The organism is Brevibacillus sp. FSL K6-6036, assembly GCF_037964015.1.
In the GTDB taxonomy this organism is placed as follows: Bacteria; Bacillota; Bacilli; order Brevibacillales; family Brevibacillaceae; genus Brevibacillus; species Brevibacillus borstelensis.
In genome coordinates, this window is sequence record NZ_CP150173.1 from 4,788,025 (window position 1) to 4,809,990 (window position 21,966).

18 protein-coding genes are annotated in these 21,966 nt (G+C 52.9%); 8 read left to right on the forward strand and 10 right to left on the reverse strand.

Features of this window, described 5'->3' with window-relative positions; all coding sequences use genetic code 11:
* Nucleotides 1–45 precede the first annotated feature (45 nt).
* The 4 genes from selD to NST37_RS23470 all read left to right on the forward strand — a co-directional run bounded on the left by selD (nt 46) and on the right by NST37_RS23470 (nt 4,574).
* Nucleotides 46–1,098 (forward strand): selenide, water dikinase SelD, encoded by a 1,053-nt coding sequence (gene selD / locus NST37_RS23455; RefSeq protein WP_122957965.1) that lies wholly within the window; start codon nt 46–48, stop codon nt 1,096–1,098.
* Between the two features lie 486 nt (nt 1,099–1,584).
* Nucleotides 1,585–2,853, forward strand: coding sequence for an MFS transporter (locus NST37_RS23460; RefSeq protein ID WP_339185934.1), 1,269 nt, complete (start codon nt 1,585–1,587; stop codon nt 2,851–2,853).
* Between the two features lie 486 nt (nt 2,854–3,339).
* Complete coding sequence (locus NST37_RS23465; RefSeq protein ID WP_003388507.1) at nt 3,340–3,960, forward strand: hypothetical protein; 621 nt, start codon at nt 3,340–3,342, stop codon at nt 3,958–3,960.
* A 44-nt stretch (nt 3,961–4,004) separates the two neighbouring features.
* Nucleotides 4,005–4,574, forward strand: a complete 570-nt coding sequence (locus tag NST37_RS23470) for a hypothetical protein (RefSeq protein WP_339185936.1) — start codon at nt 4,005–4,007, stop codon at nt 4,572–4,574.
* Between the two features lie 57 nt (nt 4,575–4,631).
* On the opposite strand, the gene NST37_RS23475 is transcribed toward NST37_RS23470, so the two are convergent.
* From NST37_RS23475 to NST37_RS23490, 4 genes are all read right to left on the reverse strand, one after another.
* A complete protein-coding gene (locus NST37_RS23475; protein WP_035991301.1) occupies nt 4,632–7,640 on the reverse strand; it encodes a DUF4855 domain-containing protein in 3,009 nt (1,002 codons plus the stop codon).
* Nucleotides 7,641–7,731: 91 nt separating this feature from the next.
* Nucleotides 7,732–8,892, reverse strand: a complete 1,161-nt coding sequence (locus NST37_RS23480) for a class I SAM-dependent RNA methyltransferase (protein ID WP_031932561.1) — start codon at nt 8,890–8,892, stop codon at nt 7,732–7,734.
* A 210-nt stretch (nt 8,893–9,102) separates the two neighbouring features.
* On the reverse strand, nt 9,103–10,398 hold the full coding sequence (locus tag NST37_RS23485; RefSeq protein WP_031932560.1) for a (Fe-S)-binding protein: 1,296 nt from the start codon (nt 10,396–10,398) through the stop codon (nt 9,103–9,105).
* Nucleotides 10,395–11,807 carry an FAD-linked oxidase C-terminal domain-containing protein gene (locus tag NST37_RS23490; RefSeq protein ID WP_251255143.1) on the reverse strand — a complete coding sequence of 471 codons (1,413 nt, stop codon included), beginning with the start codon at nt 11,805–11,807 and terminating at the stop codon, nt 10,395–10,397. Before NST37_RS23490 ends, NST37_RS23485 begins: the two co-directional genes overlap by 4 nt.
* A 463-nt stretch (nt 11,808–12,270) precedes the next feature.
* Here NST37_RS23490 and NST37_RS23495 point away from each other — a divergent pair, with 463 nt between their 5' ends.
* Both NST37_RS23495 and mutM read left to right on the forward strand, forming a co-directional pair.
* Entirely contained in the window at nt 12,271–12,993 is a 723-nt protein-coding gene (locus NST37_RS23495) for a FadR/GntR family transcriptional regulator (RefSeq protein WP_279041659.1), read from the forward strand.
* A gap of 80 nt (nt 12,994–13,073) precedes the next feature.
* Nucleotides 13,074–13,883, forward strand: a complete 810-nt coding sequence (gene mutM / locus NST37_RS23500; protein WP_243014120.1) for a bifunctional DNA-formamidopyrimidine glycosylase/DNA-(apurinic or apyrimidinic site) lyase — start codon at nt 13,074–13,076, stop codon at nt 13,881–13,883.
* A gap of 9 nt (nt 13,884–13,892) precedes the next feature.
* Here the strand turns inward: mutM and NST37_RS23505 are convergent, their stop codons facing one another.
* Both NST37_RS23505 and NST37_RS23510 read right to left on the reverse strand, forming a co-directional pair.
* On the reverse strand, nt 13,893–14,798 hold the full coding sequence (locus tag NST37_RS23505; RefSeq protein ID WP_243014093.1) for a GNAT family N-acetyltransferase: 906 nt from the start codon (nt 14,796–14,798) through the stop codon (nt 13,893–13,895).
* Nucleotides 14,799–15,036: 238 nt separating this feature from the next.
* The gene (locus NST37_RS23510; RefSeq protein WP_003388518.1) at nt 15,037–15,432 is read right to left on the reverse strand and encodes a DUF1232 domain-containing protein; all 396 of its coding nucleotides are present in this window, start codon (nt 15,430–15,432) and stop codon (nt 15,037–15,039) included.
* A gap of 299 nt (nt 15,433–15,731) precedes the next feature.
* Between NST37_RS23510 and NST37_RS23515 the strand changes: the two genes are divergently transcribed.
* A complete protein-coding gene (locus NST37_RS23515; RefSeq protein ID WP_003388519.1) occupies nt 15,732–16,376 on the forward strand; it encodes a thiamine diphosphokinase in 645 nt (214 codons plus the stop codon).
* On the opposite strand, the gene NST37_RS23520 is transcribed toward NST37_RS23515, so the two are convergent.
* Together NST37_RS23520 and NST37_RS23525 are read right to left on the reverse strand one after the other, a co-directional pair.
* The gene (locus NST37_RS23520) at nt 16,373–16,558 is read right to left on the reverse strand and encodes a hypothetical protein (protein WP_039071046.1); all 186 of its coding nucleotides are present in this window, start codon (nt 16,556–16,558) and stop codon (nt 16,373–16,375) included. The two genes, NST37_RS23515 and NST37_RS23520, sit on opposite strands and share 4 nt — an antisense overlap.
* A gap of 755 nt (nt 16,559–17,313) precedes the next feature.
* Nucleotides 17,314–18,021, reverse strand: coding sequence for a uracil-DNA glycosylase (locus NST37_RS23525; protein ID WP_003388521.1), 708 nt, complete (start codon nt 18,019–18,021; stop codon nt 17,314–17,316).
* Between the two features lie 289 nt (nt 18,022–18,310).
* Here NST37_RS23525 and NST37_RS23530 point away from each other — a divergent pair, with 289 nt between their 5' ends.
* Nucleotides 18,311–18,829 carry a stalk domain-containing protein gene (locus tag NST37_RS23530; protein WP_003388522.1) on the forward strand — a complete coding sequence of 173 codons (519 nt, stop codon included), beginning with the start codon at nt 18,311–18,313 and terminating at the stop codon, nt 18,827–18,829.
* Between the two features lie 255 nt (nt 18,830–19,084).
* Here NST37_RS23530 and NST37_RS23535 read toward each other — a convergent pair whose 3' ends face one another.
* On the reverse strand, nt 19,085–20,551 hold the full coding sequence (locus NST37_RS23535; protein WP_003388523.1) for a sigma 54-interacting transcriptional regulator: 1,467 nt from the start codon (nt 20,549–20,551) through the stop codon (nt 19,085–19,087).
* A gap of 33 nt (nt 20,552–20,584) precedes the next feature.
* Nucleotides 20,585–21,793, reverse strand: coding sequence for an aminotransferase class I/II-fold pyridoxal phosphate-dependent enzyme (locus tag NST37_RS23540; RefSeq protein WP_031932553.1), 1,209 nt, complete (start codon nt 21,791–21,793; stop codon nt 20,585–20,587).
* Between the last annotated feature and the right edge of the window lie 173 nt (nt 21,794–21,966).

The window sequence follows — 21,966 nt, forward strand, 5'->3', positions numbered from 1 at the left end:
TTTTTCTATCTTATCATTATTCCTCGCTGGTCAGGAGGTCATAACATGTCTGGAACCATCAAGCTTACTGCTCTTACCCAAAAGGGAGGCTGCGGCTGCAAGATCAGCCCTGACGCCCTTTCGTCTGTACTCAAAAATCTGCCCAAGCCTGCAGAGCGCGATCCGCGTCTCTTGGTCGGCGTGGAGACTTCGGACGATGCCGGCGTCTACCAACTGACTGACGATTTGGCTATCGTACAGACGCTCGATTTTTTCACCCCGATCGTGGATGATCCGTACTGGTTCGGCCAGATCGCTGCTGCCAATGCGATCAGCGATGTTTTTGCCATGGGCGGAAAACCGTTGACGGTCATGAACATCGTCGGCTTTCCCATTCACAAGCTGGACCCTTCGATTCTGACGGACATCCTGCGCGGCGCCGCTGAAAAGGTCGCAGAGGCGGGTGCCGTGCTCGTCGGCGGCCACTCCATCGACGATCAGGAGCCAAAATTCGGTCTTGCGGTTACCGGTATCATCCACCCTTCCCGCGTGCTGACCAACGCCGGGGCCAAGCCGGGTGACGTGCTGATCCTGACCAAGCCGATCGGTGTGGGTATCCAAACGACCGCGATCAAGCGCGAAGCTCTTTCTCCGGAGAAGACAGAGCTGGTCATGGAAATCATGGCTACGCTGAACAAGCGGGCCGCTGAATGCATGCACGATTTTCCCGTGCACGCCTGCACGGATGTGACCGGCTTTGGCCTCATGGGGCATGCGCTGGAAATGGCGGAAGGCAGCAAGGTCGGCATCCGCATCCGCCAGTCACAAGTGCCCGTCTTGCCTGGTACCCGCGAGCTGGCTGAACAGGGCATCGTCCCGGGCGGCAGCAAATCCAATTTCCGCTGGGTATCGGACCGCGTCCGTTTCCCGGAAGCATTGGACGAAACAGACCGGCTGATCCTCTGCGACGCCGTCACCTCCGGGGGATTGCTGATCAGCCTGCCTGCTGCTGATGGCGAGCGGCTGCTGCAAACCCTGCATGCAAATGGAGTAGAGTGGGCCCGGATCATCGCGGACGTCGTAGAGGACCATCCAGGTATGATCGAGGTTCACCCGTAGAACAAAAAAATTTTCTTGCATTTTTTCCCGACAGTGGAGTATTCTAGTCAACAAGAGTCAATCTGGCAAAAAATTTTTGAAAGACGGGAGTGTTGGTTCATGTTGCTTTCTGTAGTTTCTACGATTTAGATTGGGGACCTTGTCCAGGGGTCCTCACCCCTGACAAAACCCTATCTGAATGCAAGAAGCTGCAGGATGCCTGAACCCGCTTCCGTCTTTTCTGATCTGGGACATTCGGTGTAGAATCGAGACCGTTCTTTTGTCGATTCTGCGTACGGGATACGTACCTTGTTTTCGCGTACCCCAAGACCCCGTCCCAGTATCCCGACCCAGACGCAAAAAGCGCAAGCGGAAGAGGTTTTCACACTCCTCCGTTTGCGCTTTTTTTCATAATCCAAGCCGAACCAGGAGAGAATCAGCCCCTCACAAAGGCGGGGCACCTGCAGATGCGAAACGAGCTTCTTTGAGAGATTGGAGGAAATTTTCATGTATTGGCGTTCTTGGGACCTCAACCTGAAGGTCCGCCTGTTCGGCGAGTTGATTACGCATACGTTTTTCTGGATGTACTTTCCCTTCATGGCCCTATATTTCAGCGATGTTTTCGGCAAGGATGTAGCCGGACTGCTGCTGATGGTTCCTCCGCTGCTCGGCATCGTCGCCAATCTGGCCGGCGGGTATCTGGCAGACCGGATCGGCCGTAGAAAGACCATGCTGATCGCCATTTTTTCATCATCCGTCATGTTTGCACTGTTTGCATTTTCGTCTTCGCCGTGGATGACTTACGTGGCTTTTATCGGCATTGGGATGGCCGGCTCGATGTATTGGCCCGCCAGCTCTGCCATGGTGGCCGATCTGACAACGGAAGACGAGCGCCGCGTTGTCTTCGCCACCTTTTACACAGCGATGAACATCGGGGTTGTCGCCGGTCCCGTGCTCGGTTCCATCTTCTTTGTCCACTACCGCTTTGAACTGCTGCTCGCCTGTACCATCGTGGAATTTGTCTACGGGGTCTTGCTCTTCTTTTTGATCCGGGAGACGCTTCCTTCTCTCATCGGCAAGGCAGAGGCCGCGCCGGCCAAGCGTTTTTCGCTGAAAGAACAGTTCCGGAGCTATGCGGTCATTTTTACAGACAAACCGTTTGCCATCTACATTCTGGCTGGCATTCTGGTAGCCATCGCCTTCATGCAGCTGGACCTGTACATGGCACTGTACGTAAAAGAGCACGTGCCCAGTCAGCCGCTGGTCTGGTGGGGAGATTGGTCCTTTTCTATCGGGGGGACATCCGCATTTGGCTGGCTGATGGGATTGAACGGTCTTTTGGTCGTGCTGTTTACCCTGCCTGTCACCCGCTGGTTTCAGCACTGGAGCGATCGGAACAGCCTGATCCTCTCCTCCGTCCTGTACGGCTTCGGCTTGTTTTTGATGGCATTTACGGGCAATATCTGGCTGTTGTTCGGCTGTATGTTCGTACTGACTCTGGGCGAATTGATCCGCACGCCGGTCGTGCAGAGCTTTATCAGCAAATATGCGCCTGAGGACGCCCGAGGTCAGTACATGGGAGCGTCGTCGCTGCAATTTTCCATCGGCCGGTTTATTGCGCCGCTCGCCATCGGTCTGTCCGAGTGGCTGTCGCCGCTCGGCGTCTTCTCGATTATCTTGGGTATTTCGCTGTTGAGTGCTTTGCTGTATGTGTATATGTTCCGGTTAATACCGGAGGGTGGTGGTATTGAAAGAACATCGGGGTATGGAGGGTAAAAGACGAGCAAAGCAAAGTAGGAATATAATAAGAGATGCCAGGCGTGTCCTGTAAGATGAGGCTACTAGATTAAAACAAGAGGGTTTGTCTTCCGAGGGAGTTAGTCCCTCTTGTTTCTACTTAACTATCTTACCTTGTAAATGGTGTCCTTTCTACTTGTCCGAGACAAAGTTAACGACTTGTAATAAACAAATCAAGTAACAAAATGCTAATTGAAAATTATACAATAAATGGTTTATATTGTTGTTTATTACCAATATTATACAATTATAAAATATTTTTTGGAAAGGGTGTTTAGTTCTCTCTTGATGAATATAGTGAATCTGAAAATAAATATAATTTAAGTGATGTTACTGAAGAATATGTTAATTCTCATCCCCGTGAGTACAAAGAAAGAATTCGCAATCTAGACAAAGCAGTATGGAAAAAGGAATTAGTTGCTTTAGCAAAACAAGCAGATAGAATGGAAGAGGCCCAGAAAATAATTGATAGGGATAGAAAAAAAAGGAAAACTTAAAGATCAATATGAAATAAAATTTGCTGATGGTACCATTTTTAGAGCTAGTTTTAACACATCTGAAACAGACCCTCAAAGATATAAAGAACTAACAAAAGATCTAGCAGCAGCTCAATTACTACCTCACATTGCTGGTCCGTGGAATTATTCGACATATATTGACACACATACAACTCCTGATAAGTCGGGAAACTATGTCACAGGTCCATCGTGGGAGTTTCAACAAGGTATTAGTTACTCTAGAGTAGCGATAGTCCATCACTTTTATTTAAACAATAACAATACCCCCGGAAATATATTAGATGATGCTGTAAGCACGAATACATCAGCAACTAGTGGTGCCGCAGCAGGTTACGGAGTTGTAGAAATTACAGAAGAGTCTGTAAAAAACCCTTTTACTTATGCCAAAGGGATCTCAAGTTACATTCAATCCTACCAACCAGCGACAGCAAGAGTATCTAAGGCATTTTCTGCTAGTTTTCTGGGATTATCCATTAACGCTGGAGCCTCGGCAAGCTGGAAGCAATACGCAATTAGTGAGGTTGAAGGACCCGGTATTATTTACATGTTTGCCGCTATGTATAAATAAAAGTGGGGGAAACCCCACTTTTATTTAAGGAGGAAACCAATTTAATGAAAACTAAATTATTTTATACTGTACTGTTATTTCTGCTTTTATTAGGATGTCAACCTAAAGAAATAAACACCAGTCCAGAAACGATTAGTTTTACAGATGAAGACCAAGCGCTAATTTCATTTGTTCATCAAAAGACAGACGAAAAAATAGGTTCGAAAGTTGAAGATTTCAAAGTTGTGAAGGTTTCATATATCGAACAATCTGGATTTGGACAATTTATTTTTAATAAGAATGAGGAACGATTTGAAGGTTCATTCTATGCTGAACATAACAAAAACAACTGGGAGATTGTTCATCTGGAAATAGCAAAGATGGATGTTAACTCGCCGTTTACAAAACTGCAAGTAGTAGGAGGCTTGCCAAATAAAGACACTAATTTCCAAATCATTTGCGGAGTAATTAATGACAGCAGGATCAAATCGGTTCAAATTACATACCCAAATAATGAATCTTCCATAATAATGATCGATAATTATAAATACTACTTTGATGTTAGACTCGGTGTTAAAACGTTTTCCACAATCGTAGCGTACGACGAAAACTACAATGAAATCAGCTCTTATTAAAACTTGCTAAAAGGTCTGCTTCCCTTCGGAGGCAGACCTTTTTCAGCGTTCACAAATCTACTTGTTCACCGGAATTTCTTCCGGCAGATAATACTCATCCTGCTCAAACTTTCCTCGCATCCACTTATACGTGTCATCATAGATAGCGCGGATCACAGGATCATCGCTGTTCGCGGCGATCAGCAGCGTTTTCGAACCAAAATAATAGGCGTGAATATTATTTTTGTCCATTCCGGCTTTGCGCGCCGCGATCAACTGGTTGTAGTACAGCTGGTAGAACTTCGGATCGCGGTACATCCGGTCGTCTCCTTCGATCTCGACGTCCATGCTGTACTTTTGCATCACTTCCACCGTTCCCTGGATACGCTCCAGCGGAACCGGCTTGTCGGTGTAGTAGGTCGGCTGCAGGAACGCATTGTCAAAATACAGAGACTTCCACTCGCTGAGCCCTGGCGCTCCGAAATAGGGAATCCAGTAGTAGCGCAGCGAGTCGTTGTGGACCATGCTGCCCATGTGGCGGATCAGGTCTCGTTCCTTTGGAGCTGCGTCTTCCACCAGCTCGTGGAACCAGTAGATGCCATCCAGGCGCAGATACTGGAAGCCAGCCTGATCCCAGCGTTTTTTCAGTTCGCCATAATACCATTCCAATGCCTGCTTGCGGTTTTGATACGCTTGCTCCTCGCCCACCTGCTTGGCATTAAAGGAAAGCGACCCTTTTTTCGGATCGATCACGCCGAAGTCCGTTTGCGCCGAATTGGGGTACGGCAGCGCCAATACGACATTTTCTATCGTTGGCGATGCATACAGCGTTCCCCGCAGTCGGTTGAACTCCCGCATCGCGCTGTTCAGCGCGTCGAGCTGCTGGTTGGAGCGGAACAAATCGTCCAAATACTGATTCCACCTGTCCTTGGTGGCCGGCATGGTCTGGTACGGCAGGAAGAGGATCGTGTCAAACATCTGATCCCGCATGAAGCCGTCTGTGGTCCGGTAGCCGACCATCGGGAGGAATTCTTCCTTCGTCCAGGTTCCCCGTTCGCCATGTTCACCGGTATAGGCGAGAAGCATGTTCTCGACTCGGCGCGGCAACGGTTTTACCGCCTGGGGATCGGTCTGGTTGGCAAATGGCAGCAGCACCGGCGGCGCTGCGCTTCCCTTGCCATCCCTGCCCCATACTTCGAGCTGTCTGGCGAAGGCAAACACCTTTACCGGGAAGGATACCCGTACATAGCGGGTCTCCACCTGCGGCAGCGTAACGGCCAGCGTCCGCTCAACTACAGCATCCTCCGCCTGAGATACATCGTGCTTTGCTTTTCCGGCAAAATACCATGCTTTCCCGTCTGGCGACACTTCCACGTCCATCCACTCCGGAATGGTAATCCCTGAGGTTCTCTGATGCTTGAGCGTGAGTGTTACTCTCTCCAGCTGTTTGGCTTCCGGCAGTACGACCGTCACTTTTCGGCCAAATTGGCGATTGTAGCCCGTCCATGTCTCGGAAGGCGTGACCAAGCCGCCGACTGGGCCGGGATATTGTTTTTCGACTTCCTGGAAGAATGCATCTGCCATTCCAAACGTTTTTACGGATGTGAAGCTCCCCGGGGCGAGATTGACCAGCTCGTCCTCCTCGGAAGGCTGATCGACATCGCTGTCGGTGTTTTCGCTATCATTATCGTTGTTTTCGGCATTTTTGCTTTCGGTATCTTTATTTCCAGTATCCATGCTGTCGGTTTCTTTGCTGCCTGTTTCTTTGCTTCCAGTATCCTCGCTTCCGGCAGCTTTGCTGTCGCTACCCTTGCTGCTGGCTTCCTGGCCGCTGCCCGGCTGCGAACCAACCGCTTCATTTTTTTTGCCGTTCTCCGCCTTTTGGGACTGGCTGTCTCCCGCAAGCTCGGATGCTGCCGTGTCGGTTGTACTAGCTTGTTCTTTCTTTTCCGAATCAGGCGTTCCCGTTTTCTCGGATGCCTGTCCATTTTTGGATTCCGCCTGCTTTTCATCCGCATCCGCTTTTTTCGCGGCGTTGCCAGATTCCTTGGCGTCAGCGGCTTGCTTTCCTTCCGCCGTTCCCTTTGCATCCTGTCCTTTTGCCTCGTCTTTCTTCGGCTCGACAGGCGCATTCGTTATTTCCACGGGAATCGTCACTTGTTTGAAACCGACGTTTACCGTCAGTGTGCCTTTCCCGGCAGAGGGACCGGCGACGAAGGTGCCGTCCGGCAAGATCGTACCGAGCTCCGGGTGGTCAAACGCGAAGACCGGGGTAAACGGCAGGGCTCCTCCGCTCGGGCGTGTGACCTCTACGCGCTCGCTGGTGCCAGCCATCACCGTCAGCTTTGTCTTGCTGACGGCAAAATCGACTTTCTCCGCCAGCTGATAACGGGCATTCCAGACGCGCTCCGCGATGACAGCAGCGTCTCCTCTCGTCACCTGTCCCTGTGGACGGAATGCGCCATTGGCTCCCTTCATCCAGCCTTGGGCGGTGACGGATGCTACCGCTTCCCTGGCATAGTCGGCGATTTCATCCTCGTCGTCGTACGCTTCCTTCCCCAGTATTTGCTTCGGACCACTGCCCGCCTTCCAAAGCCTGTCTAAAATGACGGCCATCTCCTGCCGGGTCAGGGGATCTGCAGCCCCCAGCGTGCCATCGCTGCGTCCGTTCAGCACGCCAAGTTCCGTCAGGCCGTAAATGTACGGCGCATAAGGACTGTTCATCGACACATCCTCGTATTTCTCTTCTCTCGGCAGCTTGGGTTGTACCCCCATCACCTTTGCCAGCAAAACGAACACGTCTTGTCTGGAAATAGCCTCCTGCGGCAGGAACAGATTGTCCTTTTTCCCGCTGATCAGTTGAAGCGACGCCAAATGATTGACCGACTCGCGGGCATAGCTGTTCGTCAGATCGCTAAAGACAATCGCCTGTTCATCAGGCAAGCGCTCCGCCTCTGTCTTTTTGTCCGGCTCAGGGGCGGTGCCGGTCGGAACAGTCGGTCCCGTGGCGGCGGCTGCCGAGGTGGCCATCAATGAAAATGCCAGGAAAGCAGCCATTACCCTCCCTGCAGATCGTCTTACACCCATGTTTTCTCCTCCATTGCGCTTCTTTCTGCTTTGTGTTTGATTTGCTTACGTTACCCCACAAGAGACGTCCCGGTTCCTTTGAACAAACGAATCAATCCGCCGGGGTTTCTGATTTGTTCGGACGGGGCGGCCGCGGTCCAAAGAACTGGTAGTAGTCGACCTTGATATTTCCGTTGTACAGCTTCCGCTTCTTGCTCGCCTTGCGTCCAAAATGCTCCTCAAACTGCTCGTCCGAGGTCAGCATGTAGATGGACCATGTATCCAAGGTCCGCAGAGCCTCCGCCATCTCCCGATACAGGCGGGCGGCTTGCTTCCAGTCTCCGAGCCGTTCGCCGTACGGCGGGTTGCAGATCAGGTAGCCGTACTTTCGCTTGGTGCGGACATTGCGGACGTCCATCTGTTGAAAATGGATGTGCTCATCTACGGCTGCTTCGGCTGCATTCCGTCTCGCGACCCGCAAAATATCCTCGTCAATATCGGTTCCGATAATCTCCAGCGGCTGGTCGTATCTGGCCAGATCATGCGTCTCGGCCCGCGCTTCCCGCCATGCCGTCTTCGGTATCGTCGGCCAGCTTTCCGAAACGAATTCCCGGTTCATACCCGGCGCGATGTTTTGCCCGATCAAAGCCGCTTCGATCGGAATTGTCCCCGAGCCGCACATCGGGTCCATCAACGTCCGGTCCGGCTTCCAGCGTGACAGCAGAATCATCGCCGCCGCCATCGTCTCCTTCAAGGGAGCTGCGCCGATCAGGCTCCGGTAGCCGCGCTTGTGGAGCCCCGGCCCCGTCGTGTCAATCGTCAAGGTCGCGATGTCCTTCAAAAGTGCTACCTCGATTTTGTACAACGGCCCCTTTTCTTCAAACCAATCCTGCTTGTACGTCTTTTTCAGACTTTCCACGACTGCCTTTTTGACGATCGCCTGGCAGTCCGGTACGCTGAACAGCGTTGATTTTACCGATTTTCCTTCGACGGGGAATGTCGCATCTGCCGGTATCCAATCCGACCACGGAAGCGCTTTTGTCTGCTCAAACAGCTCGTCAAACGTCGTCGCCCGAAACTCCCCTATCTTTAGACGCACGCGATCCGCCGTTCGTAACCATAAATTTGTCCGGGGAATCGCGGAAATATCTGCCGTAAACTCAACTTTTCCATTTTCTACTCTGACATCCTGATAGCCCAGTGCCCTAACTTCATCGGCTACCACTGACTCCAGGCCAAATGTCGCCGTTGCGATCAATTCCACTTTTTGCATTCCATAATCTCCTGTCCGTGCGTAAATGGGAGGGTCTTTCCCCCTATACTATATTACCCGATTCTGCTGGTGTATTGGTAATCTTCTACAGGGGCAAACCAAAAAGTCCCGTCCAAACGGAAACGGGACTATGATCGTACGGTATGAAACGGCTCGCATTTGTCTGTTTCTTGGCAATTGGCGGCCTGCGGAGGAACCAATTGATCAGCCTTACAATGCCCGGGCCAGCAAATCCATGATGTGGACCGCTTCCATCTGCCCCTCCAGCCCTGCGCGCATGATGCCTTTTTTCATTTGCAGGAGACAGCCGGGATTGGATGTGACGATTACGCGGGCCTTTGTTTCCTTTACATGCTCCATCTTGCCGTCGAGAATTTGCATCGACATGTCGAAGTTGGTGATGTTGTAAATTCCCGCGGAGCCGCAGCAGCTGTCCGCACCGGTCATTTCAATCAGCTCGACGCCGGGGATGCTCCTCAGTAGCTGGCGCGGCTGGTTGCGAACGCCCTGTCCGTGAGCCAGGTGACAGGAATCCTGATAGGTGACACGGACGTTGAGCGGCTTGGAAAAGGTCAGCGGCGGCAGCTCGGCCAAAAGCTCGTTTGCGTCTCTCACCTTGGAGACAAACGCCATGGCCCGCTCCTTCCACTCGGGATCGTCGTGGAACCAGTGGTGGTACTCCTTCAACGCCGCGCCGCAGCCGCCTGCGTTGTTGACGACGAAGTCCACTCCGGCCCGCTCGAACGCTTCCATGTTGCGCTTGGCAAGCTCGACTGCCCCTTCCTTTTCTCCCGCATGAGCGTGCAGCGCCCCGCAGCATACCTGGTTTTCCACGAAAACGACCTCACAGCCCGCTTTTGTCAAAAGCCTTGCCGTCGCCTGATTCGTCTCGAAAAACATCACGTCCATGATGCAGCCCGTAAACATCCCGATCTTCAGGGCGGCCTTTCCTTCCGCTTTCATTACTTTTTCCCGCTGCTTGCGCTCCCTCGGGGAAGCGATTTTGTCGACCGCTTGCTGCATCTCTGCAAGCTCCCGCGGCAGAATGTTGATCAGCCCGGTCTTGTTGGCCATTGTTTGGAGTCCTGCGCTTTGAGCTGCCCATAGAGCCGTACCCAAGGCTTGCATCCGCTCCGGATAAGGAAATACCTTGTCGAACACGAGCTGGCGAAGAAAAGGCGGTGTGGCTTCGCTTTTTTTGTTGTCCTCGACTACTTCCCGCGCCGTTTCCACGAGACTGCCGTAAGGGACCCCCGCCGGACAAGCCGTCTCGCACGCACGGCAGCCAAGACAGGCGTACATGTTTTTCTCGAATTCCGGGTCTACGGAAAGCTGGCTGGTGGCAACGCCTTTCATGAGAGCGATGCGCCCGCGGGGGCTGTGCGATTCAAGGCCCGTTTCCCGGTAGGTCGGACAGGCCGGCAAGCAAAAACCGCAGTGCATGCAGTTCATGATCTCGTCCATGTTGAATTTCGACAGCAGCTCCTGACTGGTCGTCTTGCTCATCGTTTCACCACCACTCTGCGCCGGCCGCTGCTTGCGAACATTTTGCCGGGATTCATGATGTTGTTCGGGTCAAAAGCGGCTTTGATCCGCTTCATCAGCTCGATGCCGCCCGCACCTACTTTCAGGTCGAGGTAGTTCCTCTTGGCCATCCCTACGCCGTGCTCCCCGGTTATTGTTCCGCCCAGGCGAATCGCGGCGTGAAAAATTTCTTCAAACGCCTGCTCTACCCGGTGGATCTCTTCCTTGTCCCGCTCATCGGTCATGCAGGTGGGGTGTAAATTCCCGTCCCCCGCGTGACCGAACGTACAGATCTGCACCTGGTACTTTTCGGCGATTCGCTCCACTTCTTCGACCATCTCGGCCAAACGGGAGCGGGGCACCGTCGCGTCTTCGAGAATCGTGGTAGGACGCAGCCGGGAAAGCGCCGCCAAAGCTGAACGTCGGGCCGCCAGAAGCTTGGCTCCCTCCTCGGCTGTTTGCGCCAATTTGACTTCGGCCGCCCCCTGCTGCCTGGCGATCTCCGCGATCCGTTCCATATCCCGGACGACCAGCTCCTCCGGCCCGTCCTGCTCGATCAAGAGCATCGACTTCATCTCCAAAGGCAGGCCCAGCTTGGCAAAGTCATCGACGACCTTCATCGTGGACTGATCCAAAAACTCGATCGTCGCCGGAATAATCTTGGAGGCAATCACTGTTTCCACTGTCTTGGCTGCGTCGACGAGGTTGGTATAGTAGGCGACCAGCGTCCGCTTCGTCTCCGGCAGGGGAAGCAGCTTTACCGTAATCTCGGTAATGACGCCGAGTGTACCTTCGGAGCCGACCATCAGTCTCGTCATATCATAGCCGGCCACGTCCTTCATGTTTTTTCCGCCGCAGCGAAGCACTTCTCCGGACGGCAGGACGTATTCTAGCCCCAGTATGTAGTCCTTGGTGACCCCGTATTTCAGTCCTCTCATCCCGCCTGCGCACTGGGCCATGTTTCCGCCGACAGTGGATATCCGCATACTCCCCGGATCGGGCGGATAAAACAGGCCCTCCGCTTCGACTGCCTGATGCAGGTCGGCAGTCACGACACCGGGTCCCAGCGTTGCCGTCAGGTTTTGCTTGTCGATTTCGTAAATGCGGTTGAACCGGTTCATATTCATGACGATGCCGCCCTCGACAGGGATTGTCCCCCCTGCAAGGTTCGTCCCCGAGCCGCGTGGTATGATCGGTATGCCGTGAACGTTTGCCAGCCTAAGCACAGCCGACACCTCTTCTACGCTGCCCGGCATCACCACCGCATCCGGCATGGCTTGGTGGATGGGCGTCGCGTCATAGGAATACGTGTACAGTTCATTCGGCGTGTCGAGCAAATATTTTTCTCCTACAATCGCTGACAGCTTTTTGCGAATTTCTGTATCCAGCATGTCTAATCCCCCGTTTTAGTGATCAGGTCATCTGATGACTTTTGTCAAATAGTAACGCTTGGCAAGTAGAAACACCAAGTCTCCAGCCGTTGTCCATCAGGCAGCGAACGCCGATACTGCCTGGCTTGCTTCTGAAAAACCCTTGCTACATACCAGTTTATCATATATACCTAAATATTGAATCTATTTTAAAGAATCACAAAGTCAATTTTTGATACTTTGCTCTCGTCTTCACTCATCTGATGACTATACGACTGAATATTCCCAAAATATAGTTTCGAGACAGCTTCCAGCATCCAGCCATGCTCTCCTCGAAAAAAGATGTGACGGAAGCAAACCAACTATACGCGGCTGTGATCTTTTTCCGCATCGACACTGTTTTACTAGACAAACCTGAGGCAGATGCTTCGGGGGTTCCCGTATAGTAAAATGATTTCAGCACAAGGTAAAGGGTGGAAGCACATTGCCAATTCAGCAAATATCCAACAAAAAGATATATGAAGCCGTCACCGACGAGCTAATGCAAATGATAATGGAGGGGCAGGTAAAGCCCGGGGATAAACTGGATTCCGTGCAGGCTTTGGCGGAAAAATTCCAGGTCGGACGATCTGCGGTCAGAGAAGCATTGAGCGCCCTGCAGGCGATGGGCCTGGTGGATATAAAGCAAGGCGAGGGCACCTTTATCCGCAAGTTTGAAACGTCCAGCCTGACCGCTCCCCTCTCTACCATCCTGATGGGTTCCGAAGACATTCTGGAGCTATTGGAAGTCCGCAAAATCCTGGAGGTCGGGAGTGCCGGTCTGGCTGCGCGAAAATGGGAAGAAGACGACCTGGCTGCGCTCAAACAGGCATTGGATGACATGAGGGCAGGCACCGATTCGGAAGAGGCGAGCGAACAGGCCGACATCGACTTTCACCAGGCGATCGCGCAGGCCAGTCACAACCGGCTGTTGATCGACATGATGAAGACGATCTCCGGAGCCATGACGAAGAGCATGCGGAACACCCGCAAAATGTGGCTGTTTGGCGAGAGGGCGAGCACGGAAAGACTGTACGAGGAACACGTCTTGATCTACAGGGCAATCCGCGAACGCGACGCCTTGATGGCGCAGCAGAGAATGCTCCACCATTTGCTGAAAGTCGAGGATGTGCTGCTAAACCGCCTGGAGCTTGGCAACGACGAGTAGCACGCACGCTCTGAGGCAGGACGCAGAAGACAGACGCTTTGAAACAGAACGGGGAAAACAGACTGGAGGGATATACGAAAATGCCGGAGCTGCCGGAAATGGAGACCTATCGCAGACTGCTGCAGGAGCGTTTAACCGGACAGGCGATTACAGATGTCAGCGTGCAGCGGGAAAAAACGATCAATATACCCGCAGCGGCCTTTGAAGAGCATGTGAAAGGCACTGCTTTTTCCACGGTCGAACGCAGAGGAAAGCACATCTTGTTCCGGCTGCAATCGGGCCGTGTTTTGTTGCTGCATCTCATGCTCGGCGGTTTTCTGTACTGGGGGACCGCGGAGGAGAAGCTCGACCGGACTGCCCAGGTGACGATCTCAGTGGGACGGCACGTTCTCTACTTTCACGGGCTGCGCCTCGGGTACTTGCATCTGCTGACGCAGGAAGAAGCGGAAAACCGGTTGGCGAAGCTCGGTCCCGAGCCGCTCGACCCCCTGTTTACCGCAGAGCAGTTTACCCGCTTGATACAGAAAAAGCGCGGCGTTCTGAAAGCCGCGCTGGTCGATCAGCATGTGCTTGCCGGCATTGGCAACTGTTATGCCGACGAGCTTTGTCATCACGCAGGGATCTTGCCGCTCCGCCGCATCCCTTCCCTCCAGCCGGAAGAGGAAAAACGGCTGTTTCACTCGCTGCAGGCTGTCCTCCACGATGCCTTGGAGCACGGCGGCTACATGGAAACGCCGTTTTTCCGCGGAGACGGTCTGACGGGCGGCTACAATGAACACTGCCGCGTCTATGATCGCGGAGGCGAGCCGTGCCCCCGTTGCGCTCATCCGATTACACAGGACGTATGGTCATCCCGCAAAGTGTTCTACTGCACAGGCTGTCAGCAATGAAAAAGCCAGTCAGCCTTTTCTCTCCATCTGACGGGTCATGAATACCTGCTCATTGCCTGATGGGGCAAATCCCGCTTCCTCCAGTACCCGAAGAACCGTTTCCTGTGAGGCCGGGAAATTAAAGGTTCCCCTACGGCACGTATAGTCAAGCGGCCCGTAGGCATGGGCGAGCGCAAAACGAACGATGTCCTCCGCATCCGCTCGGTCAGGGTGATATGCACACTGACGCAAGGTGATCGCAGCCAGCTTTCCTTCCTCGTCGAAGGTCCGTTTGTACAAGGCGTAGCCAAGCGTCTCGCCCAGGGCATCCTCCACAAATACAGCCTCACCGTCGCGGAGGCTTTGCCACTGATTCTGCCAGGGAATGCTCGCCGGGTAAAAGGAAAGCGAAGCGGACTCCTGCGGAATTCCCCTGCGAATCCGGTACGGAAGCGAGGCCGGATCGCCAAACGGATGGTCGCTGGCAAACGCTTCATTATGCTGCCAGAACAAGAGCTTGTCAACCACTTCATAGCCGAGCTGCCGGTACAGCGAGATCGCCTTGTCGTTTTGACTGACTGCCTCCAAAGTGGCCACCTCCACCTCCGCTTCCCGGTACAGGGCAAGTGTGGCTTCCATCAAGCTTTTGCCCAAGCCCTGACGCCGGTACTCTGTCGCTACTCCGGTGCCGCCGTTCCAGGCCACCTTTTTTCCGCCAATCGTTCTCACACCGCTCGCCACAACCCCCACCGGCGCTCCGTCTGCAAAGGCAACGACGGAAAGGGAAGCAGCATACCCTTCGGTTCCCAGCCTTTGAATCATGTTTTCCACCGTCATATTGACAGGGAAAAAGTACCCCTCAAATCCTCTGTTCCAGGCCTCGGTAATTTCAGACAACGTACACTCCGGAAAACGCTTGATGGAAATCGTGGACACGGGTAATCACTCTCCGTCTTTTTTATAAAAAGCTCGACTTCACCCATCCTTCGGCGAGATTTGCATGGATGCAGGAAGCAAGGAGTGGAATGGTCTTGGTTCGATAAAAAATTTTTAATCAATAAATTCGCAAGATTCAATCGTTTTGTTTTGGTTTCGATCATCCTGGCCATATCGCTTCACTCGAAAAGAAAACCTCTTGTTTACGTGGCTGAAGAAGGAAGAAAGCTGTGTCAGCCTACTCTTCCTTCTTGCTGTTCAGCTTCTCATCGATCTCGGAAAGTTCGTCCAGCACTTCCGTCCCGAACCAATCCGTCAGCTTGCCGCGGGCCTTTCCTTTGACATCGTCGTCAATATAGACAGCGACCATGAGCAAGGCTCCGATCAGCGTTGTCAGGTCATCTCCATATCCCACGACCGGCGTAATATCCGGCACCACATCCAACGGAGTGATGAAGTAGCCCAACGCCCCTAATATGACCGTTTTCGCCCACGCAGGCGTTTTGGGATTTTGCAGGGCGTAATAGAGCAGCAGCGCTACGTAAACTACTTTTCCTCCCGCTTTTTTGGCGAACTTCTTCACTTTGTCCCAAAAGGATTCTTCCGTGTACACCTTCGTATAATTATCGGACATGCTCTCGCCTCCAATAGTCATCTATCTTGGATAGTAAAAGTATCGTAGTACGTTTCCGGCATAGAAAGCAAGCGGGAGGTAGTACCTGTATTGCTTGAGTGCTTGCAGTGTTTGCAGTGTTTGCATTGCCTGCATTGCCTGTATTGCCTGTATTGCTTACAGTAACTGCAATGTCTGCCCCTCCTGTCTCTTAACCGCACCTGCATGGTAAGATAAAGAAAGATGCTGTCAGGCTTGGCCGCTCAACAAATCAGCCTTTTCCTTTGACAGCCGCGAATCCACGTAAATGAGGGAACATCATGGAGAAATCGTCCAAAATCATACTGTTTGCAGGAGGAAATCTGGGCAGTTGGGCTTTGGAAGAAATAGACGAGGATGCCTTTTTGGTCGGAGTCGACCGAGGAGCGTTATTTTTGATACAAAACGAGAGACGTCCCCATCTGTCCATCGGGGACTTCGACTCGGTCACACCCGATGAGCGGGAGATCATCTGCCAAAACAGCGAGGAAATGCGTTCCTGCGACCCGGTCATGAAGGACTTGACTGATACGGAGATGGGCCTTCTCTGGGCGCTGGAGCAGCAGCCGGCTGAGATCGTTCTCGTCGGAGCGTTGGGCTCCCGGTTCGACCATACGCTTGCCAATGTTCACTTGCTGTCAAAAGGGCTGAAGGCTGGCGTGCCCTGCCGGATCGTGGACGAAAAAAACGAGATCATGCTCGTCACCGACCGAATCACCCTGCGGAAAAGCCGGTATTCCCACGTCTCCCTGCTGCCGCTCACAGAGACGGTCAGCGGAATCACCCTATCCGGCTTTCAGTACCCGCTGGACAAGGCGACTCTGCGGATGGGCGACACGCTGGGCATAAGCAACGTACTGGTTTCGGAAACCGGAACGGTTTCGATCGAGGCCGGTTGCCTGATTGTGATTCAGAGCATGGATTAGACAGTGAATCTCTCTGGCTGCGGGGAGAAGCTTTTTTCTACTTTCAAAAAGCGGCTGCGGTGGAGAGAAGCCTGTTTCCACTCTCCGCTCCGGTCTTCGTCCCGCAAAGAAGCTGGGACTGTCCGCTCCGCAATGCTCCCGAGGGAATCGCAAAACGACGCGCAGCTGCGAAGTGTATTCATAGGTTGCGATTCTGCTTCCTCGGGATCATTGCGGAGCTGGGCCGGACTTCGCTAGTCGCTCCGACTGGAAACAGGCTTCTCTGGCGAGCGGGATTTGCTTCTCCCAGCTTTAAAGAGCATGTGGGATCGTTCAAAGGTGTCTAAGGTTCACCTGTCAGTAGGTTGGCTTCTAATTGACTACGGATTTCGAGCAAAAAGTCATGACCACAACTCTGGCTAAAAACCTCCGCAAGCATTTATCAGCAACTGACTTCATGTTGTTTAAGGCCCACGACAAGCCTGATCTCAGCAATCTGACGGATGTTCATTTATACGAGCTTCCTTGCAAACCAGCCTCTCTAAAAACAGTTCGGGCGTATGTCCGAACGGTTTTTTACGAGAAAACCAACAGATGTAGAGATGAAAAAGGAGAAAACCGCGAAGGTCTTTGGGACACCTCCCAGGCGGAATGGAAAAAGCAAAACACGCTTTTAGCGTCCAACTCTGAAACGCTCCATCGAGCAGTCTGCTTTTGGACGCGGTTTTGCTTTTGGAATGGAGCCGGCCAGTCCAGCCCCTTCGCAGTGTCCCACCGAACCTTGAGCTGTTTTCTCCTTTTTCATCTCCTCCACTAGAGCCGGTCCAACCACAAAAAAGAAAAGCGACTGCGTTTGAAGAGAAGCCTGTTACCGCTCCCCGCTCCGGCCTACGTCCTCCAGAGGAACGGTGCCTACCTGCACACTCACATCATTCATGGCTCGCTCATTTTCTAAAGCTTACGACCGAGCCGCAGTCGCCTCTTCCAGCTCCGCCTGCAACGGAAGCTGCCAATCGATCTCCTTCATCCCCTGCGAACGCAAAAACTGGTTGGTCCGCGAAAAGGGCCTGCTGCCAAAGAAGCCGCGATTGGCCGAAAACGGGCTCGGATGCGGAGACGAAATGATGAAATGCTTGTTCGTATCAATAAATGACGCCTTTTCCTGCGCATGCCGTCCCCACAGAATAAACACCAGCGGCGTTTCCCGGTCGTTCAAGGCGGCGATCACCCGGTCCGTAAAGATTTCCCAGCCTTTGCCTTTATGAGAGTTGGGGTTTCCCCCTCGCACCGTCAACACCGTGTTGAGCAGCAGCACGCCCTGCTTGGCCCAATTGACCAAATACCCGTGCTGCGGGATCGTACAGCCCAAGTCGCTTTGAAGCTCCTTGTAAATATTTTGCAAGGACGGCGGCGTCGCTACCCCCGGCTTGACAGAAAAACTGAGTCCATGTGCCTGACCAGGACCGTGATACGGGTCCTGGCCGAGGATGACGACCTTGGCTTCCCGATATGGTGTGAGGTGAAGCGCATTGAATATATCGTACATGTCAGGATAGATTGCCTGGCTCTGGTATTCTGTTTTCAAAAATTCACGAAGCTGGATGTAGTATGGCTTTTCAAACTCGTCCGCCAATATCTCAGCCCAATCGTTCCGCAAAATAGACATGCTAGACACCTGCCTTTTCTCAGTAAAGCTTTCCCTCTATCATACCTTCTTCTCATTTGCTAGAAAAGAGACCGGGAAATCATCCCGCCATCAGACGGGCCTTCTTTCCTTGCCTGCCCGGGAAAACCATCCCCCTGCTAGGACCAACGCAGAGGGAACAGAATGCCTTTTTCCCGGTTTCTGGGCGTTCGCTCCTATGACCCTTGCTTGATAGCTTGGTCCTATGTTTTTTGTCATAATATCCCTTGGAATTCATTCATAGAAATAGAGATGGGAAAGAGGGTTTTTTATGAAGTGGGATGTGAAGTCATTTGTTGGGGGAATTGTCGTGGGATCAGCACTGTTCTCCGGACTGGCCTTGGCGGCACCAGCGTACCCGGATTCAAGCGAGATCAACAAGACACCGTTCACCTATTATTTTGACGGAGTGCCAAAATCACCAGCGATGGACGTACAAGGAATATTGTACAAAAATTCAGTCTATGTACCCATCCGTTTTGTCGCGGAAAATCTCGGCAAGTCAGTCATTTACGACGGAAAAACCAAATCGATCTATCTCGGCAAGCTTCCTGCCGGGAAAATGTATTCCAAAATGGAAGCCGTCGAGCTGGTCAAAAAGAAATTCGCGGGCAGCCTGACACCGCAGCATATCGTCGAATACGATCATGACGACGAAAAAGGGCACTACGTCATCCAGATATACCAGACCGTAGTGAACAACTTCCAATCCGGCGACAGCTACACGAGCACGTATGGATGGTTTGTCGTCAATCCGAATACGGGTGAAATTCGTTCATTGCTTCAATAGCGACAGCATTCATTTTTACGTTTGGCCAAAGTCGCCTTCTGTCCGTTTATTTGGCGCTTGGCAGGCAAACCATGCAATGTCGCAGGAGTTTGTACCGGTCTTTTATTGACATAATCGACCATTCATGCAGAAAGCAGCGGCCCCAAAAGGGACGCTGCTTTTTTGCGACCCCAAGGCTGCTTTTCCCGGGGCTGGCGCTCGTAGAATAGGCCAAGACTGAGGTGACTGACAAGCATACACTCCGCCGAACCACAGTCAAATCAGCCTGTGCTTCTCCAGCTTTCGGTAAAGCGTGGACAGGCTGATTTGCAGCTCCTCCGCAATCCTCGTCTTGTCGCCCCCCCATTTGGGCGAGCGAAAATACTGCTGCAAAATATCTCGCTCATACATGGCTACCATATCCTCCAGGCTTCCGCTGGCCGCCTCGCCTCCCGTCTGTTCAGATACTGCCGGCAGCTCAAGCTGCGCCAGGTATTCCGGCAAGTCGCCAGCTCCGATCACCGTATCCTCGGCCATATTGACCATGTATTCGATCGCGTTCTCCAGTTGTCTGATGTTTCCCGGCCAATCATAGCCTTTCAACCGTTCCATCACGTCCAGATCGACCTCTATTCGACCTTTTTGCAGGAGGGCTCCATACTTGTTCAAAAAATGGTGAATGTAGAGCGGAATGTCCGCCCGCCGCTCCCGAAGAGGCTGCAGCCGAAGCGGAATGACGTTTAGCCGGTAGTACAAATCCTCCCGAAACGCACCTTCCCTCACCATGCTTTCCAAATCCCGATGTGTCGCCGCGATGACCCGCACGTCCACAGCGACAGGCTTGACGCTGCCTACGCGGTCCACCGTCCGCTCTTGCAGCACGCGAAGCAGCTTGGGCTGGAGCGAAAGCGGAATATCTCCGACCTCGTCAAGAAAAATCGTGCCCTTGTGCGCCAGCTCGAATTTCCCCGGCTTTCCCTCTCGTCTCGAACCGGTAAAAGCTCCTCCCTCGTAGCCAAACAGCTCGCTCTCCAGGAGGGTTTCCGGAATCGCCGCGCAGTTTACAGCTATAAATGGATGCGCAGCGCGGTTGCCTTCGCTGTGAATCGCACGCGCCAACAGCTCCTTGCCCGTCCCGCTTTCACCGCGAATCAGCACTGTAGAGAGGCTGTCTTTCACCTTTTTCGCTTTGCGGATGACCTCCTGCAAGCCGGTTTCCGCTCCGATCAGCTGGGCGAAATAGACGGCCTGGGCAGGGTCATAGGGCAATTCCTCCTGGATATTGCAGCCTTGTCTGCGCTCTTCCTCCAGCTCCAGCAGCTTGTGCACGATCAGAGCACTGGTATGGTGCAAAAACGTCATCAGCTTTTCCGAATGCTGCAGCATCTTCTCTTTTTGCTCGGGCAAAAAACCGATGAGGCCGATCACACCAACGGTCTTTTCCCGTTTGTGAACCGGAAACCCGATCGTCGCGAGCTCCCTGCACTGCAGCAGAAACTTGCAGTTCATGCACTGGGATTCGTTCTTCTTCATGTCGTAAATGATACCCGGCTGCCCGGTCTGCAAAATCATCCGAAAAAACGAACCTTCCGGGGCTGGCAAACCGATCAGGTCCCGGTAATCTCCGGTTCCGCTGACCCGGATGCCCTGTTCATCCAGAATAGTGACATCAAGCCCCAGCACCTCCGCAATATTATCCGCGTACCCCTGAATAAATGTGCGGATGCGAGAAAATTCCGTCATGCCCCGACCTCCCTGCCATTTCCCGGTCAAACGTTACACGCCGGCAGACACGTGATTCGCAAGCGGCCGAAGCGCCTGCTCCAGATCTTCGATAATGTCCGACACATCCTCCAGGCCCGTAGACAGCCGGATCAACCCTTCCGTAATATGAAAGGCTTCCCTCTCCTCTGGCGGTATGGAAAAATGCGTCATGGACGCTGGATGCTGAACCAGTGTTTCCGGATCTCCCAAGCTAAACGATATCATAGCCAGGCGCAGTCCGTTAATGAAAGATTTTGCTGCTTCGTATCCGCCCCTTACTTCAAACGAAACAATTCCGCCCATCCCGCTCATCTGCCTTTTCGCCAGCTCGTGCTGCGGATGCGAGGCAAGACCCGGATAATACACCCGTTCGATCGCCGGATGCGCCTCCAGATACCGGGCAATCGCCTCCGCGCTCTGGCAGTGCTGGCGAATCCGCAAGCCCAGCGTCTTGAGCCCGCGCAAAATCAAAAAGGCATCCCAGGCGTTCAAATTTTGGCCCAGATCACCCATGATATTTTTCCGAATAAACCGGATCACATCCTGTTTGCCAACGATGAAGCCAGCGATCACATCGCCATGGCCGTTTAGATACTTGGTCGCGCTGTGTACGACCACATCGGCCCCCAGTTCCAGAGGCTTTTGCAGGTACGGCGTCATGAACGTATTGTCGACAATGACCGTAAGTCCGTGCTCGTGGGCCAGTCGGGAAAGCTCCCGGAGATCCAGGACTGTCAGACATGGATTGGAAGGCGTCTCCAGATAAAGCACCCGCGTGTTCGGCTTGATCGCCTGTTTCACAGCAGCGAGCTTGGTACAATCGACAAAATCGACCTCAATCCCGTAGCGTGGAGCAAGCGAAGTCAAAAATTTATGGCTGCCGCCGTACACATCCTTGGTACATACGACGTGGTCACCCTGCTTCAAAAAAGCGAGCAAAGCCCCGGAGATCGCCGCCATGCCGCTGCTGACGCCCAAAGCCGCCTCGCCATTCTCCAACGCGGCGATCTTCATCTCCAAAGAAGCAATCGTAGGGTTGCCGTAGCGTCCATAGTACGTTCCCTCCCTCTCCCCGGATACAACCGCAGCCGCGGCATCCGCATCGGAAAACGCATAAGCCACCGCCGGTACAACTGCCGGAGCTACCGCCCCCGTCTTATCGCAAGGCTGATGCCCGGCATGAATCAACGCTGTATCCATCTTCCATTTTTTTGCGTCCATGATGCTTCTTCCTCTCACTGTTCGTTTGCCTTTTACTTTTGCAAGGATTGTGCCAATTCTGCAATTAACTTAAATACCGAAACTAAGCGTTCCAAAACCGCCTTATTTTCCTTACCAACACGGTGTTTTTCCCTATTGGAGAAAAAGGCCGGAAACCGACCCGCAAATTTCCC